The organism is Agromyces sp. H17E-10, assembly GCF_022919715.1.
Classification (GTDB): domain Bacteria; phylum Actinomycetota; class Actinomycetes; order Actinomycetales; family Microbacteriaceae; genus Agromyces.
Window position 1 is genome coordinate 2,574,602 of the sequence record NZ_CP095042.1, and the last position, 15,954, is coordinate 2,590,555.

General features: G+C 72.5%; 14 protein-coding genes. 6 read left to right on the forward strand and 8 right to left on the reverse strand.

Annotated elements, in window-relative coordinates; all coding sequences use genetic code 11:
- Nucleotides 1-99 precede the first annotated feature (99 nt).
- Nucleotides 100-1,302 (forward strand): baeRF11 domain-containing protein, encoded by a 1,203-nt coding sequence (locus MUN74_RS11680; protein WP_244852325.1) that lies wholly within the window; start codon nt 100-102, stop codon nt 1,300-1,302.
- Nucleotides 1,303-1,396: 94 nt separating this feature from the next.
- Here MUN74_RS11680 and MUN74_RS11685 read toward each other — a convergent pair whose 3' ends face one another.
- Complete coding sequence (locus tag MUN74_RS11685) at nt 1,397-1,741, reverse strand: hypothetical protein (protein ID WP_244852327.1); 345 nt, start codon at nt 1,739-1,741, stop codon at nt 1,397-1,399.
- A 150-nt stretch (nt 1,742-1,891) separates the two neighbouring features.
- Between MUN74_RS11685 and MUN74_RS11690 the strand changes: the two genes are divergently transcribed.
- On the forward strand, nt 1,892-2,896 hold the full coding sequence (locus MUN74_RS11690) for an LLM class F420-dependent oxidoreductase (RefSeq protein ID WP_244852329.1): 1,005 nt from the start codon (nt 1,892-1,894) through the stop codon (nt 2,894-2,896).
- Between the two features lie 127 nt (nt 2,897-3,023).
- On the opposite strand, the gene MUN74_RS11695 is transcribed toward MUN74_RS11690, so the two are convergent.
- The 3 genes from MUN74_RS11695 to MUN74_RS11705 form a co-directional block, all read right to left on the reverse strand.
- A complete protein-coding gene (locus MUN74_RS11695) occupies nt 3,024-3,587 on the reverse strand; it encodes a hypothetical protein (RefSeq protein ID WP_244852331.1) in 564 nt (187 codons plus the stop codon).
- Nucleotides 3,588-3,725: 138 nt separating this feature from the next.
- Nucleotides 3,726-3,995, reverse strand: a complete 270-nt coding sequence (locus MUN74_RS11700) for a glutaredoxin family protein (RefSeq protein WP_244852333.1) — start codon at nt 3,993-3,995, stop codon at nt 3,726-3,728.
- Nucleotides 3,996-4,004: 9 nt separating this feature from the next.
- Nucleotides 4,005-7,682 (reverse strand): TM0106 family RecB-like putative nuclease, encoded by a 3,678-nt coding sequence (locus MUN74_RS11705; protein WP_244852335.1) that lies wholly within the window; start codon nt 7,680-7,682, stop codon nt 4,005-4,007.
- A 122-nt stretch (nt 7,683-7,804) separates the two neighbouring features.
- Here MUN74_RS11705 and MUN74_RS11710 point away from each other — a divergent pair, with 122 nt between their 5' ends.
- The gene (locus MUN74_RS11710; RefSeq protein ID WP_244852336.1) at nt 7,805-8,200 is read left to right on the forward strand and encodes an MmcQ/YjbR family DNA-binding protein; all 396 of its coding nucleotides are present in this window, start codon (nt 7,805-7,807) and stop codon (nt 8,198-8,200) included.
- A 105-nt stretch (nt 8,201-8,305) separates the two neighbouring features.
- On the opposite strand, the gene MUN74_RS11715 is transcribed toward MUN74_RS11710, so the two are convergent.
- Entirely contained in the window at nt 8,306-8,926 is a 621-nt protein-coding gene (locus MUN74_RS11715) for a TetR/AcrR family transcriptional regulator (RefSeq protein ID WP_244852338.1), read from the reverse strand.
- A 116-nt stretch (nt 8,927-9,042) separates the two neighbouring features.
- Here MUN74_RS11715 and MUN74_RS11720 point away from each other — a divergent pair, with 116 nt between their 5' ends.
- Complete coding sequence (locus MUN74_RS11720) at nt 9,043-10,077, forward strand: agmatine deiminase family protein (RefSeq protein WP_244856436.1); 1,035 nt, start codon at nt 9,043-9,045, stop codon at nt 10,075-10,077.
- Nucleotides 10,074-11,801, forward strand: coding sequence for an amidase (locus tag MUN74_RS11725; RefSeq protein WP_244852339.1), 1,728 nt, complete (start codon nt 10,074-10,076; stop codon nt 11,799-11,801). The genes MUN74_RS11720 and MUN74_RS11725 overlap by 4 nt, the downstream gene beginning before the upstream one ends.
- A 244-nt stretch (nt 11,802-12,045) precedes the next feature.
- Here MUN74_RS11725 and MUN74_RS11730 read toward each other — a convergent pair whose 3' ends face one another.
- The 3 genes from MUN74_RS11730 to MUN74_RS11740 form a co-directional block, all read right to left on the reverse strand.
- Nucleotides 12,046-13,626, reverse strand: a complete 1,581-nt coding sequence (locus MUN74_RS11730; RefSeq protein WP_244852341.1) for a molybdopterin-dependent oxidoreductase — start codon at nt 13,624-13,626, stop codon at nt 12,046-12,048.
- Nucleotides 13,627-13,805: 179 nt separating this feature from the next.
- Nucleotides 13,806-14,510, reverse strand: a complete 705-nt coding sequence (locus MUN74_RS11735) for an alpha/beta hydrolase family protein (protein WP_244852343.1) — start codon at nt 14,508-14,510, stop codon at nt 13,806-13,808.
- Nucleotides 14,507-15,637, reverse strand: coding sequence for a DUF2207 domain-containing protein (locus tag MUN74_RS11740; protein WP_244852345.1), 1,131 nt, complete (start codon nt 15,635-15,637; stop codon nt 14,507-14,509). The genes MUN74_RS11735 and MUN74_RS11740 overlap by 4 nt, the downstream gene beginning before the upstream one ends.
- Before the next feature lie 82 nt (nt 15,638-15,719).
- On the opposite strand from MUN74_RS11740, the gene MUN74_RS11745 reads away from it, so the two are divergent.
- Nucleotides 15,720-15,941, forward strand: a complete 222-nt coding sequence (locus MUN74_RS11745) for a hypothetical protein (protein ID WP_244852347.1) — start codon at nt 15,720-15,722, stop codon at nt 15,939-15,941.
- The last annotated feature ends 13 nt before the right edge of the window (nt 15,942-15,954 follow it).

Sequence of the window (15,954 nt, forward strand, 5' to 3'; positions counted from 1 at the left end):
CATGCCGCGCGACCCGCAGATGGGGGTGTCGCTCGCGCCCCGGCCTTCATAGGCTGGGGGCGAGCGACATCGTCGTCGCGGGACTCGGGGGAGGAACGAATGACCGTCCACTACGAACTGCCCACCACTGCCGATTTCGCAGCGCTCGCGGGGGCGCATCACCCCGCGATCACGATCTATGCGGCGACCTCACCGGTCGTGAGCGAACGCGAGCGGGCCGAGGTCGCCGTGAAGAGCGGCTTCGACGACGCGATCGAACAGATCAAGCAGGGCGGCGCATCGGCCGCCGAACTCTCGGCACTGCGTGCCGAACGCGACAAGATCCTCGGCGACCAGCGCCTCTGGGGCGGACTCGCGCGGTCGATCGCGATCTTCGTCGCCCCCGGATTCAGCGAGGTCTTCGTGCTGCCGAACCGGCTCGACGATTCGTGGCACGTCGGCTCCCACTTCACGCTCGGCCAACTGCTTCGTGCGCCCAGCCAAGACCAGGAGGCGTTCGCCATCACGCTCTCGGCGCACGAGTGGTGCGTCTGGCACGCGACCCCGACCGACCGAGCGGTCAAGCTCGAGATCGACCAGTCGGGCGCCGCGAACCTCGACGAGGCCACGAACCGCGAGCCCGGTGAGGATCGCCCGCGAGGCGCGGCCCGCGGCGGCGTGCCCGGTCAGGGCGGCGCGAGCCGACTCGTCGGCGACGAGGGCCGCAAGACCCTGCTCGACCAGTACTCGAAGCGCGTCATCGAGATCGCCCGTCGCGAACTGCTCGCGCGCGACCCCGAGGAGCGCGTGCCCGTCTTCGTGTTCGCCGCCGAGCCGCTGCTCAGCCTGTTCCTCGCGAACACCCGCAACTCGCGGCGCGTCATCGCCGTGCCCGGATCGCCAGACCGCCTCGGCGCCGCCGAGGTCGACGAGGCCGTGCGCCAGCAGCTCGCCGCCCTCAACGTGCGCGAGGCCGAGCAGTCGCTGCGCCAGCTCTCGGAGGGCACGGCCGGCCGCATCGAGCGCGACCTCGCCGCGATCGGCCGCGAGGCGGCCGACGGCGCCGTCGAGACGCTCTGGTTCGACTTCACGACCTCGGTCAACGGCACGCTCGACCGCGAGTCCGGTGCGATCGAGTTCGCGAGCGGCAACGGCTCCGGCGAGGCGCTCGCCGACGGCACCCGCGCGGGCGACCTGCTGCCGCAGCTCGCACTGCTCGTGATCGCGAAGGGCGGCAAGGTCGTCACGGTGCGCAGCGACGACCTCGACGGCACGGTGTGGTCGGGCCCGGCGGTCGCCGAGCTTCGGTTCGCGCTCGCCTGACGGCTCGCACACGAACGACGACGCGGATGCCTCGGGGCCGGCCCCGAGGCATCCGCGTCGTCGTTCGTCGCCGGTGAAGCGGTGAGGTCGACGCTCAGCGGAAGGCGGGCACGCGTTCGCGCAGCGGCACCCGGAAGCCCTCCCGCCAGCGGAACCTGATGATGATCTCCTGGGCGTGGGAGTCCTCGATGATGGCCTCGACGGGCACCTCGGTGAGCACCCGGGGCTTGGGTTCGCCGGGGGCGGTCTCGCGGAGTTCGAGCCAGAGGCTCTCGGGGTGGGCGACGACGCCGGGGTTGGCGGCGACGAGCTCGAGGTGCCAGCCGTGGCTGGGGGCGAGTCCGTGGCCGGTGACCCGGATGAGGCGTGCGTCGCAGGTCTCGACGACGGTTGCGTCGAAATCGGCGAGCGAGTAATCGCAGTGGAGCTGACCGTTCATTCCGCCGAAGGTACGCCGCGTCGGCGCGGTCGGCCTCAGTGCTGACGCTGAATCGCGGCCCGTGCCCGCCCGCAGGTCTCGCGCCGGACCGCAGGTCAGCCGCCGGCACCAGGTCACGCGCCGGCTCGGGCGCCTCCTAGGCTGACAGGCATGCGATTCGGATTGTTCGTTCCCCAGGGCTGGCGTTTCGACCTCGTCGGCATCGATCCCGCCGACCACTGGTCGACCATGAGCGACGTGGCGGCGTTCGCCGACGCACCCGACTCGCCCTACGAGTCGATCTGGGTTTACGACCACTTCCACACGACCCCCGTGCCGTCGCCGACCGAAGCCACGCACGAGGCGTGGACGCTCATGGCCGCGTTCGCCGCCTCGACCTCGCGGGTGCGGCTCGGCCAGATGTGCACATGCATGAGCTACCGCAACCCCGCCTACCTCGCGAAGGTCGCCGCGACGACCGACCTCATCTCGGGCGGACGCATCGAGATGGGCATCGGCGGCGGCTGGTACGAGCACGAGTGGCGCGCCTACGGCTACGGGTTCCCGCCCGTGCCCGAGCGGCTCGGTCGCCTGTGCGAAGGCGTCGACATCATGCGCCAGGCGTGGACGACCGGCCAGGCGACGCTCGACGGCAAGTACTACCAGGTCGACGGCGCGATCGTGCAGCCGCAGCCCTTGCAGCCGGGCGGCATCCCGATCTGGGTCGCGGGCGGCGGCGAGCAGGTCACCCTCAAGATCGCGGCGACGTACGCCGACTACACGAACTTCACCGGCTCGCTCGAGGAGTTCGCCCACAAGGACGAGGTGCTGCGCGGGCACTGCGCCGCGATCGGGCGGGATGCCGCGGAGATCACCCGATCGATGAACTTCAACACCGTCATCGGGTCGTCGGCGGCGGATGTCGCGGCCCGTCTCGCGCGGATCGAGGAGCGGTACGTGCCGCACCTCGGAGCCGAGGGTGCGGCGAAGGCGGTGCACGACTACTACGTCGCTGCGCCCGGAGCACTCGTCGGCACGCCCGACGAGATCGTCGCGAAGCTCGAGGCCCGCCGGGCGGTGGGCCTCGACTACGCCGTCTTCTACGCCCCCGAGGCGGCGTACGACCGCTCGGGGCTCGAGCTGTTCGCCGCGGAGGTCGCGCCGGCGCTGCGCTGATCGTCGTGCTCGTCGTGCTCGTCGTGCTCGTCGTGCTCGTCGGGGCGCCGGCCGCGGGCGACTTGCAGGACTATTCGGTCGGCGGGTCTGCATGCGGGGGTGCTTGCGCGCTGGTCCTGTAAGTGGGTCAGGCGCGCAGCGCCGGTTCGCGCAGACGGCCGGATGCGGCGGCGCTGTGCCCGTCTGCAGCGCTGGCGAACCTGATCGCGTGCGCCTCGATCGGCACCGCAATGAGATCGCCGGCCACGAGGTCACCGGGCAGTTCGACGGGTGCGAGCACGTGGCATCCGCCCGCCGCGAAGCGCACGGTGACGGGCGACACGCGCGCAACCGACACCCGGCCGATGAGACGCGCTTCGGCCCAGCCGGGCCGATGCGGTCCGAACCGGGCGTCGATCGCGATCTCGGGCTGACCGCCTGCGGCCGCGTCGCCCGATCGGCCGTTCGTGACCGACTGCACCGTCGCGAGCACGACGCCGAGGTGCCGGGCGTGATCGACGCCGTCGGCCGCGGCGGGCGCGGGATCGAGGTGCGCGAGCGGGGTGCCGCTGCGCTCGGCGAGCCGCACCATCGAGAATCCGCCGACGATGACGTCGGTCGTGGTCACCCGCGTACCCGCGGGCCACTGCGCGGGGGCGATCGGATCGGGGATCGATCGCCGCAGGGTCGGCAGCAGACGCGTGAGCGTCATGCGAGGTGCCGCGTGGTGGGAGGCATTCCTCCGTTGTACGCCGGTCGGGCGCACTGTGCGCGATTGTTACGGGACGCAGACGGCGGGGCGGCGAATGCTCACACGAATTCGACGGTCGCCCCGAGCGCTGTGAGCGACCTAGGCGGCGAGCGCCTCGTCGAGCTTCGCGCCGAGCTCGGCGTCGGTCGGCTCGGTGAAGTGGGTGCCGTCGGGGAACACGACCACGGGGATGTTCGTGCGGCCCGAGATCGACTTCGCGACGTCGGCGGCCTCGATGTTCACTTCGAGGTCGACGTAGTCGTAGTCGACGCCGCGCGCGTCGAGCAGTCGCTTCGAGCGGCGGCAGTCGCCGCACCAGGCGGCGCCGTACATCGTGATGCGGTCGGGGTGCGTTGCAGGGGAAGTCACACCGATACCCTACGCAGGAACCCTCTCGGTTATTCCCGCGCCGACGAGCCGCATGAACGCGCTGAGCTGCGCGACGCCTTCGGCCCGGTGCGGGAGCCCGTCGACGAGGCCGGGGGAGTACACGAGGTACGCCGCCCACTTGGCCCGCGAGATCGCGACGTTGAGGCGGTTCTTGAGCAGCAGGAACTCGAGGCCTCGCGGCGCGCTCGCCGCCGAGGATGCCGCGAGCGAGACGATCGCGACGACGGCCTCTTGGCCCTGGAACTTGTCGACGGTGCCGACGGGCACGTCGGGGAATCCGGCCGTATCGAGCGCCTCGCGCACGGTGCCGAGCTGAGCGTTGTACGGCGTGACGACGATGAGGTCGCGTTGCCCGAGCGGTCGCGGCGGCGACGTGACCGGACCGTTCGGCGAATCGTTCGCATCGGTCCACTCGCGACCGATGAGCGAGCGCACGAGGTGAACGACCGCGTCGGCCTCTTCGGGCGAGAACGTCGCGTTGCCCTCGTGCTCGACCGGGATGGGCGTGACCCCGGGTGCGACGCCGTCGAGCGAGCGGCTCGCCGCGACCGGATGCGAGTGCAGTTCGCCCTCGTACGAGAGCCGCGACACCGGGGTCGCGACAGCGGGGTGCATGCGCCGGCTCTCCGCGAGGAAGTAGCCGAGCTCCGCCGGCAGCACGTCGTGGCCGTCGGCGACCCAGCCGAGCGCGGAGGCGTTGACCGGTTCGGGGTGGAGCGCCTGGCTCACCTGCGGCAGCTGCTGCGGGTCGCCGAGCAGCAACAGGTTGCGGGTGGCCACCGAGACGGCGATCGTCGAAGCGAGCGAGAACTGCCCGGCCTCGTCGATCACGAGCAGGTCGAGCGAGGCACGCGGGATGCGGCGCACGTTGCAGAAGTCCCAGGCCGTGCCGCCGACGACGTAGCCATCGGTGCGCTCTGCGGCGAATTCGGCCACATCGTCTTTGCGCCCGAGCGCGGTGAAGCCGTGCTGCGCCGCCTCGCCCGCGTCTTTCAGGTGCTTCGCGACGCGGTCGCGATCGAGCCCCGCACCCACGACGGCGTCGAGCAGGTTCTCGACGACCGAGTGCGACTGCGCGACGACGCCGATGCGCCAGCCGTGATCGCGCACGAGCGCGGTGATCACGTGGGCGGCGAGGTAGGTCTTGCCCGTGCCGGGAGGGCCCTGCACCGCGAGATAGGAGTGCTCGAGCCGGCGTACTGAGTCGACGACCGCCGCCTGGTAGTCGTGGTCGCCGCCGAGCGGCGCGAGTCCACCGATCGCACGCGGCGGGTGGCGCCGCAGGATGTCCATCGCCGGGTCGAGCGGCAGGTCGGGCGTGCGTCCCGGGATCGGAGCCGCCCATTCGGCGATCGCGTCACGCAGCGCGTCGGCGCGCGGCGGGGCGCCGGGCGCGATCGCGAGCGGCAGCTCGCTCCACGTGAGGCCGGGCTGACCGCGCTCCTCGACCCGTACGCCGGCATCGGAGACCTCGACCACCGTCGCGTACGACCACGCGCGCTGGCCCGGCCGCGTCGACTGCGAGTGGAACGGAGCCGGCCAGTCGTAGAGCAGGAACACGTCGCCGCCCACGCTGAACCTCGACCCGGGGGCGATGCGCCCGTCGAGCAGGAGTTCGCGGCGAGCGCTGTTCCACCTCGGCTCCTCGTACCAGTTGCCGACCGCACGAGATCGCTCGGGGTCGACGACGAGCACGTCGCGGTGCTCCTCCCAACTCTCGAGCGGCTGGTCGCAGCGCAGGTAGTGCGACCACCAGAAGCTCTTCGCCTCGCGTGCGTGGTAGTCGATCGCCGCCGACGCGAGCGCGAGGGCCTCGGTGTCGGCGTCGCGGCGGGAGGCGCCGACCGTCGCGAGACCGCCCCCGGTCGCCACGACGCGGCCCGCGCGGGCGGCGAGCTCCGCCGCCTCCTCGCGCTCGCGCACGAGCGACCTGAGCTGCAGCGCGAGGGGCGAGGCCTCGTAGATCTTGCCCTCGGCGCGGTCGGCGAGCATCGACGCGGCGACGGGGCGTACGCCCTCGCGAGCCCCCACTCCGAGCAGCCAGTCGCGCAGCCGCAGGGTCGAGACGCAGTCGTACCGGTTGTAGTCCGCGAGGTCGTCGAGGATTCGCGCGGCCTCGGCCGCGGCATCCGCAGCCTCGACCGGCGACGTCGTGCCGTGCGCCTGCGCGAACGCCTGCAGCTCGCCCGCCCTCACGTATTCGGTGATGGAATCGGCGCCCGACTTCACGTCGGCCTCTCGGAGCTCTGCGCCCATGTAGAGGGGCTCGAGCTTCTTGATCGAGTACGAGCGGCTGCCGACCCGCACCGCACGCTTCACGATCGGGTAGAGGTCGACGAGCACGCCGTCGGCGAGCAGCTGGTCGACCTCGGCCTCGCCGACGCCGTGGCGAGCGGCGATCGAGGTGAGGTGGGTTCGCTCGTAGCTCGCGTAGTGGAAGATGTGCAGGTCGGGGTGCACCTGGCGGCGCAGCTTCACGAATTCGAGGAAGCGCACGAGCGCCTCGCGCTCTTCGGCGAACGAGTGCGCCCAGAACGCCGTATAGGTCTCGGAGTTGTCGACCATGCCCCAGAGGTAGTCGAGGTTCCACTTCGTGCCGTCGCCCTCGGTGTAGAGCGGGTCGCCCTCGAAGTCGAAGAAGAGGTCGCCTGCGCTCGGCTCGGGGATCGCGGCGATCGCCCGGGCGTCGCGCACGCCGACCGGTGGCGGCAGGGGCGGGTCGCCCTCGCGCCAGGCACCCGAGGCGACCGCGTCGGCGGCCTCGACCTCGGCGCGCAGCTGCAGCCGGGCCTGGGCGCGCAGGTTGTCGAGCGTCGCCTCCATGATGTGCGGCACGGGCTCGTGCGTCGCAGCGAGCTCGTCGATGGTCGTGATGCCGGCCGCCGCGAGCGGCTCACGCTGCGTCACCCGGAGGCCGCCGACCATGAGCACGTCGCGGTGCGCCTGCACCTCGAGTTCGCAGGTCGGGCATCGCCCGTCGTGGCCGTAGCGCGGGTCGCCCCAGACGACGGGTTCGAGGTCGGCCACGCGGTCGTCGACGATGCGCTGCAGGCGCGCGATGCGCTCGCGGTACACCGGCAGGATGTCGTCGAGCCGGTGCGCGCTCACCGTGCCGTCGCCGAGCAGCAGCTCGACCGTGTCGTCGAGCGGCACGCCCAGCCGGGTGAGCTGCTCGGCGTAGGCGGCGAGCTGCAGCAGCGCCGTGACGCGCGCGTGCCGCGCGAGCTTCGAGTCCTGTACCCGGTAGCGGCCGTCGGGCTGCCGCACGATGAAGTCGGCGAAGCCGATGAACCCCTGCCCCGGAACCGGTTCGTCGGAGAACGTCGCCTGGAAGACGACGGGCGCGCCGGCCTCGAACGCGGCGATCGTCGCGGCCGTCGCCGCGGCCACCTCGTCGGGCTCGCGCACGTCGGGTCGGGGGATCTCGACGACCCCCGATCCGAACTCGGCCCGGTACCGCTCGAGCACCCGCTCTTCGTGCGCGTCGCCGAGCTCGCCGGCACGCCGCAGCATCGGGTCGTCGAGCGGTGCGAACAGCGTGTCGCGCCCGAGCTTGACGTCGAGCTCGCGCAGGAACGCGAACTCGCAGTCGCTCGCCTTCTTGAGGTCGCTCGCGCTCGTCACGACGATGCCGTTCAGCAGGCCGGCGTTCTTCAGCAGGTACATCTGGCGTGCTCCTCTCGCCGGGCGTGCTCCCACGGTAGCGGCAGCGTGCGACATCCCCGGCGCCTCGGGCGCGACGAGCGGGTGGGATGCCGCTCCCGACGTCGCGGCGTAGGGTGACGGCCATGGCGGACTGGGAGGACCTGCGGCGCCTCGCGCTCGCGCTGCCCGACACGAGCGAGGCGGTGAGCTGGGGTTCGGCGCACTGGCGGGTGCACGGCAAGGGGTTCGTGTGGGAGCGACCGCTGCGGAAGACCGACCTCGCCCACCTCGGCCTCGACGAGCAGCCCGGGCCGATCATGGGCGCCCGCGTCGAGGACGAGCACGAGAAGCTCGCGCTCGTCGACGAGGATGCCGACGTGTTCTTCACGATCCCGCACTTCGACGGATGGCCGGCGATCCTCGCCCGGCTCGACCGCATCGGCGACGAGCGGCTGGACGAGCTCGTCGAGGAGGCGTGGCTCGTGATGGCGCCGCCGAAGCTCGCGCAGGGCTGGGTCGGCGAGCGCGACAGCGAGTAGCGCGCCGGCGTGGTCTCGATACGGCGCTGCGCACCTACTCGACCGACGACGGCGCTGCGTGCCGACTCGACCGCCGGAGTCAGTCGACCACCGAAGTCGCGGCGCCTACCCGAGCCCGCCGCGCGGCAGCCCGAGCAGGCCCTCGACGGCGTGCAGCGTGAGCTCGCCGCGGTGCGCGGTGTCGCCCCAGCGCACGAGCGCCTGCGCGTTGAGTCCGTCGATCATGCCGAGCACCTGCCACGCCACGCCCGAGGCATCCGTCGTCTCGAAGTCGCCCGACCGCACGCCGGTCTCGATGACGCCCTGCAGCACCGTCTGCCAGGCGTCCATCTGCTCCCGCACGGCGAGCGCGAGCGTCTCGTTGCGCCGGCCGAGCGCCCACGCCTCGACCCAGACGACCGTGACGTCGTCGCGCGATCCGTCGAGCACTGTGCGGATGAGGGTGCCGAGCTGCGCGCGCGGCCCGTCGAGCGTCGAGACGAGCGCCTCGACCTCGGCGATCTCGGCGCCGACGACGGTCGCGAAGGTGCTCGCGATGAGCGACTCCATGCTGGGCACGTAGTGGGCGACGAGGGCGGGCGCGACGCCGGCGCGCGCGGCGACCGCGCGCAGGGTGACGGCTGCGAGACCCTCCTCGAGGGCGAGCTCGCGGGCGGCGCCGACGATGTCGCGGGTGCGTTCGTCGGGCGACTTGCGGGCGGCGCGGGGTCGGGTCGGCGTTGACATGATCACCCATCATAGGTAATCTCGCAGCAGTATTGATCATTTGGTCAATAAATTTCGAGGACGCGACGACGCCGCCGGCGCCGGGCGACCACGACATCTCGAAGGGGAGACCACGCATGGCCTGGCGCATGCCGAGTGAGACCGCACCGCACGAGCGCACCTGGATGGCGTTCCCCCGAGAGGGCTTCACCCTCGGCGAGGAGGCCTCCGAGCGCGAGACCGGCTACGCCGCCTGGACGGCCGTCGCCCACGCCGTCGCCGAGTTCGAGCCCGTGACGATGGTTGTCGACCCGACCGAGATCGCCCGCGCGAAGCGCATGCTCAGCGGCGACATCGAGATCGTGGAGGCTCCCCTCGACGAGTTCTGGATGCGCGACTTCGGCCCGACCTTCGTCGTCGACGACGAGCGTCCCGGCGTGCTCGGCGCGGTCGACTGGACCTTCAACGGCTGGGGCGCGCCCGAGTGGGCCGAGTGGCGCAAGTCGGCCGAGATCGCCCGCTTCATCGCGCCGCTCGTCGGCGCCGAACTGGTGTCGAGCGTGCTCGTCAACGAGGGCGGCGGCATCCACGTCGACGGCGAGGGCACCGTGCTCGTCACCGAGACCGTGCAGCTCGACCCGCGCCGCAACCCGTACGCCGACAAGGCCCGCGTCGAGGCCGAGCTCGCCCGCACGATCGGCGCCACCAAGGTCGTCTGGCTGCCGCGCGGCCTCACCCGCGACTACGACGAGTTCGGCACCAACGGGCACGTCGACATCGTCGCGACGATCACCTCGCCCGGCACCCTCCTGCTGCACGCGCAGCAGAACCCCGAGCACCCCGACTTCGAGGTCACGCGCGAGCTGCGCGCGGTGCTCGAGCAGGCCACGGATGCCGCGGGCCGCAGCTTCGAGATCGTCGACATCCCCGCGCCCGCGACGCTCCGCGACGAGGAGGGCTTCGTCGACTACAGCTACGTCAACCACCTCGTCGTGAACGACGGCATCATCGCGTGCGGCTTCGGCGAGGAGCAGGCGGATGCCGCGGCCCGCGAGATCCTCGAGGCCGCCTACCCCGGCCGGCGGGCCGTGACGGTCGACTCGCGCGACATCTTCGCCCGCGGCGGCGGCATCCACTGCATCACCCAGCAGCAGCCGGTGGTGGCCCGATGAGCGGCATCGACGTCGTCGAGGCGCCGATCGCACGCCTGCGCGCCGCGCTCGAGGCCGGCGAGACCACCGCCGTCGAGCTGCTCGACGCGTACCTCGCACGCATCGCGGCCTACGACGCACCCGGCACCGAGACGGCCCTCAATGCGTTGGTCGTCATGAACCCGGATGCCGCGGCCGAGGCCCGCGCTTCCGACGAGCGCCGCGCACGGGGTGAGACGCTGGGCCCGCTCGACGGCATCCCGTACACCGCCAAGGACAGTTACCTCGCCCGCGGCCTCACCGCAGCCGCCGGCAGCCCCGCGTTCGAGCACCTCGTCGCGCAGCGCGACGCGTTCACGATCGAGCGGCTGCGCGCCGGCGGTGCCGTGCTCATCGGGCTCACGAACATGCCCCCGATGGCGAACGGCGGCATGCAGCGCGGCGTCTACGGTCGCGCCGAGAGCCCGTACAACGCCGAGTGGCTCACGAGCGCGTTCGGCTCGGGCTCGTCGAACGGCTCGGGCACCGCCACCGCGGCGTCGTTCGGGGCGTTCGGCCTCGGCGAGGAGACCTGGTCGAGCGGCCGCGCCCCGGCGTCGAACAACGCCCTCTGCGCGTACACGCCGTCGCGCGGCGTCATCTCGGTGCGCGGCAACTGGCCGCTCGTGCCGACGATGGACGTCGTCGTGCCCCACGCCCGCACCATGGCCGACCTGTTCGAGCTGCTCGACGTCATCGTCGCCGACGACGTCGAGACGCGTGGCGACTTCTGGCGCGCGCAGCCGTGGGTGCAGATCGCGGCATCGTCGGAGGTGCGGCCCGAGTCGTACCCGGCGCTCGCCCCGGTCGACGCCGTGGCGGCGCGTGACACGCTCGCCGGCAAGCGCGTCGGCGTGCCGAAGATGTACATCAACGCCGACCCCGAGTCCGGCACCAACCCTGACGGCGGCATCGGCGGCCCGACGGGCGAGCGCATCGAGACGCGTGCGTCGGTCATCGAGCTGTGGGAGGCCGCGCGTCGCGACCTCGAGGCGGCCGGTGCCGAGGTCGTCGAGGTCGATTTCCCCGTGGTGTCGAACTACGAGGGCGACCGCCCCGGCGCACCGACGGTGAAGACCCGCGGGCTCGTCAGCGAGGAGTTCCTCAAGTACGAGATCGTCGACCTCTCGGCGTGGGCGTGGGAGGACTTCCTGCAGGCCAACGGCGACCCCGCGCTCTCGACGCTCACGGGCGTCGACGGTGCGACGATCTTCCCGCAGCCGGCGGGCGCGCTGCCCGACCGGTACACGGGCTTCGACGACGACATCGCCGAGTACCCCGGGCAGGTGCGCGAGCACCCGTACGCGTCGTTCACCGACATCCCCGAGCTCGAGCAGGGCGTTCGCGGCCTCGAGGAGACCCGCCGCGTCGACCTCGAGCAGTGGATGGACGAGCAGGGTCTCGACGCCGTCGTGTTCCCCGCGGTCGCCGACGTCGGCCCCGCCGACATGGACGTGAACGAGGCCTCGGCCGACCTCGGCTGGCGCAACGGCGTCTGGGTCGCGAACGGCAACCTCGTGCCGCGCCACCTCGGCATCCCGACCGTGACGGTGCCGATGGGCACGATGGCCGACATCGGCATGCCCGTCGGCCTCACGTTCGCGGGGCGCGCCTACGACGACACCGCGCTGCTCGCGCTCGCCGCGGCCTTCGAGGCCACCGGCTCACGTCGCACCGAGCCGCCCCGCACTCCGCGCCTCTCATAGAGCCCCGCCGGTCGAGTAGCGCCCGACGGCGTCGGACGCGTATCGAACAACCCTCCGCACCACTCGCGCTTCTGTAGGAACTTCTGCCCGGCGCGCGGCGTATCGGTGCCGACACGCCGCACAAGCCACGGAAGTTCCTACACTTCGGATTCGGCGGGGCATGGGTTTCGATACGCGTCGTCGCTGCGCGTCGGCGCTACTCAACCGGCAGGCGGGTGCCCGCGCTCCGCCACCAGCGGGAGGGTCACTGCACGTCGACGGTGATCTCGTCGAGGCCGGTGGCGCCGTCGGGCACGACGGGCCGCTCCTCGGCGGTCTGCACCTCGCCGTCGGCCCCGGTGGCCCGCACGCGCAATGTGTGGCTTCCGGCGGAGGCATCCGGCCATTCGAAACGCCATTGCACCCACGTGTCGTCGGAGATCGCGGTCGCGAGCTCTGCGGGGCGCCACGGGCCGTCGTCGACCTGCACCTCGACGGCGGCGATGCCGACGTGCTGGTGCCAGGCGACGCCGGCGACGACGACGTCGCCCGCGGAGACCGACTGCCCGCGCCGCGGCACGTCGATGCGCGACGAGAGCTTGATGGGGCCGCGCTCGCTCCAGCCGCGGTCGGTCCAGTAGGCGCGGGCGCGGTCGAACCGGGTCACCTCGAGGTCGACCACCCACTTCGTCGCCGAGACATAGCCGTAGAGGCCCGGCACGACCATGCGCACCGGGAACCCGTGCTCGACGGGCAGCGGCTCACCGTTCATGCCCACCGCGAGGATCGCGTCGCGGTCGTCCTGCAGCACTTCGATGGGCGTCGACGCCGTGAACCCGTCGGAGCTGCGCGAGAGCACCATGTCGGCGTCGGCATGCGGCTTCGCCCGGGCGAGCAGCTCACGGATCGGGTGGCCGAGCCAGACGGCGTTGCCGATGAGATCGCCGCCGACCTCGTTCGACACGCACGTGAGCGTCGTGATGCTCTCGGCGAGCGGAAGGGCGAGCAGTTCCTTCCACGTGAGCTCGAACTCCTCGTCGACCATGCCGTGCACGCGCAGCTTCCACTCGGCCGGGTCGAGCGTGGGCACGGCGAGCGCGGTGTCGATGCGGTAGAACTCGGCGTTCGGGGTGATCACGGGGGAGAGCCCGTCGATGCCGAGGTCGGCGCCCGCCGGCACGGTCGCCTTCGACGTCGGCGCCGGCAGGCGGATCGCCTCGCGAACCGCGTTCACCGCACGCCCGCCGGCCTGGATCGCGGCACCGCCGAGCGCGGCGAGCACGCCGATCGCGGCGGCACCGCCCGCCCAGCCGAGGAACGCGCGACGGGTCGACCCCGCCGGACGGGTCGGGGAGGCGCTCGGCGACGTCGCTTCGGGCGGGGATGCTGCAGCGCCGGCCGGCATCTCAGCTCGCGGCAGCCGCTGCACGAGCAGTCGCAGCGCCACGATCGCGCCGACACCCGCGACGAGCGATGGCACGACGGCCAGCATGGGGGCGTTCGCCCGGGTCGCCGCAGCGAGGGCGCCCGCGACGCCGAACGCCGCGAACACGACCATGCCCCACGGCGGCCTGCGGGCCTCGAGCACGCCGGCTCCGCACGCGGCGACGAGCAGCACGAGCACGATGCCGCTGACGAGCGCGACCTTGTCGGCGGTGCCGAACAAGGCGATCGCCGTATCCTTCGCCCACGGCGGCGCGAGGTCGATGAGCGCGGCGCCGATGACGACGACCGGCCCCGACTCGGGCGCGACGACGGCCGCGACGAGCTCGCCGAGGCCCGCGCCGAACGCAGCCGCCGCCGCACCCGCGACCGCAGGCCGCCACCAGGTGCGCGTGCTCGTCATGGCCACAGCGTACGCGCCGCCTCCCGCACGAACCGCTCGGTTCGGGGTGACGTTCACGAACCGTAAGATCCCGGTGGCCGGTGGCCGGTGGCCGGTGGCCGGTGGCCGGTGGCGGGTGGCCGGTGGCGGGTGGCCGGTGGCCGGTGGCCGGTGGCGCGGGCGTCGGAACGCCGCCCGGGTCAGGCCACCGTCGCGTGCTCTCGAACGAACGCGGCCGCGGGCACCGCGAGCGACGCCCCGATCTCGGCGGCGGGCCGCTTCGCGCCCTTCACCTCGAACGAGTGGTTCGCGTTCTCGATCCAGTCGACGACGGCGTTCGGTCCGACGCGCTCGGCGACTTCGTCGAGCTGCTCGTTCGGGATCGCGAACGGGTCGTTGCGCCCCTGCAGGAACAGCATCGGCACGGTGATGCCGGGCAGGTGCTCGTCGCGCGGCTTGTCGGCCTTTCCGGGCGCGTGCAGCGGGTACCCGAGGAACACGAGGCCCGCGGCATCCATGCCCTCGGCCACCGCCATCGAGGCCATGCGCCCGCCGAACGACTTGCCCGCGGCCCACCGGGGTTCGCCGGGGAAACCGGCCTGCGCCGCGCGTTCGGCCGCGGCATCCATGACCGTGCGCCATGCCGCGATCGCCGCCGGCGGCCGGTCGGGGAAGCGGCGGCCCGCCTCGCGATAGGCGAAGTTGAAGCGCAGGGTCGCGAACCCGTCGTCGTTCAGGGCGCGGGTGAACCCCGACATGAACGGATGCTCCATGCCAGCGCCCGCACCATGCGCGACGACGATCGTGGCCTCGGCGGCACCGCTCGCAGGCCGGGCGTACACGCCCGAGACCGTCGTGCCGTCGAGGTCGACGGTGATGGCCTGCTCGAGCGCGGTGAGGGTCATGATCCGAGTCCTTCGAAGATGCCGCCGATGCCCTCGATGACCGACCCGGCACCGTCGACGAGGTCGCCGACCGCCGACGTCAGGTCGAGCACGCCGCCCGCCGCGTCGATCGCCGAGGCGATGTCGACGGTGGCCGCGGTGAGGTCGCCCATCGTGTCGAGGTTCGTGCGGGCGAGGGCGTCGGCCTCGAGCCGCAGCTCGGCGAGCCACTCGCGTTCGAGGCCGAACAGCACGGCGTACGGCAGCAGCCGCTCGTGCAGGTGGAAGCGCTCGACCCGGGCCGAGGTCGCGGCATCGACGCCCGCCGGCGATGACGACGCGGCGGTCGAGGTGGTCGGGGCCGGGCCGGGCGTCGCACCGGCCGCGCCACCGAGGGCGGGGCTCGCACGGAGTTCCGCGCCACTCGGGGACTGCAGCACCCGCAACCGGTCGGCCTCGGCGACCTCGATGTAGCGGCGGAGGCCCGCGAGGTGTTCGCGGTGCGGACGCGACGGCGGCAGGAACCGACGCCACGACGACGGTGTGGCGAAGATCGTCGCGATCGTGACCGCGAGCGCGGCGAGGGTGCCGAAGAAGGCCGGCCAGTCGCCCGCGATCAGGGTGAAGACGAGCAGCAGCGCCTCGACGAGCATGCCGAGGTAGGCGAGCACGGTGAGCGTCGTTCCCGGCCAGCTGACCCGGCGCTCGGCGACGAGGCCCTCGCGGGCGAGCTGCATCTCGGTGACGAGGAGGAGGGTCTTGAGGCGTCCGGCGAGTGCGCGGCGGTCAGCCGAGAACCGCCGCAGGCGCTCGCCCGTGTGCTCGGGGCCGAACAGCGCCTCGAGCAAGGCCGTCTCGGCCGTCGTGAGCCGTGCGCTCTCCATGAGCTCGACGCCGATCGGTTCGCGGTCGCCCGCGGCGACGAGCCGCACCTTGCGTTTGACCGCGAGGTCGATGAGCGCGGCCGCCGCGGCACGACGGTCGGCGTCGACGAGCACGGCGTCGCGCAGCACGGTCGACCCCCGCTCGGGCGAGTACTGCACGATGGGTGCCGTCACCGGTTGCGCGGCGAACGCGCGCGCGACGAGCCCGAGTACCAGGATGAGGCAGGCGGGCACGATCGCGAGGAGGACGACGGCGGTCAGCACGCGCCCAGTCTAGGGATCATGCACCGGGCGACGCGCGGGCCCCCTCCGCCGGATGTCGGAGGGGCGGCGTACCTTGACTGCCATGACGAACCTGCTGCACACCGAAGCCCCGCGTGACGTGCTCGACGAGCCGTGCCCCCGGTGCGGTTCGGCGGCCGTGCGCGCGATCGTCTACGGTCCGCTCGACCTCGCGGTCGAGACCGAGGCGGTCGTCGCGTTCCCGACCGATGACGAGGCGCCGATCTTCGACTGCCGCGACTGCGGCTTCGAGTGGGGTCTCGCCGTGCGCGACCTGCTCGCGTAACGCCTACCACCCA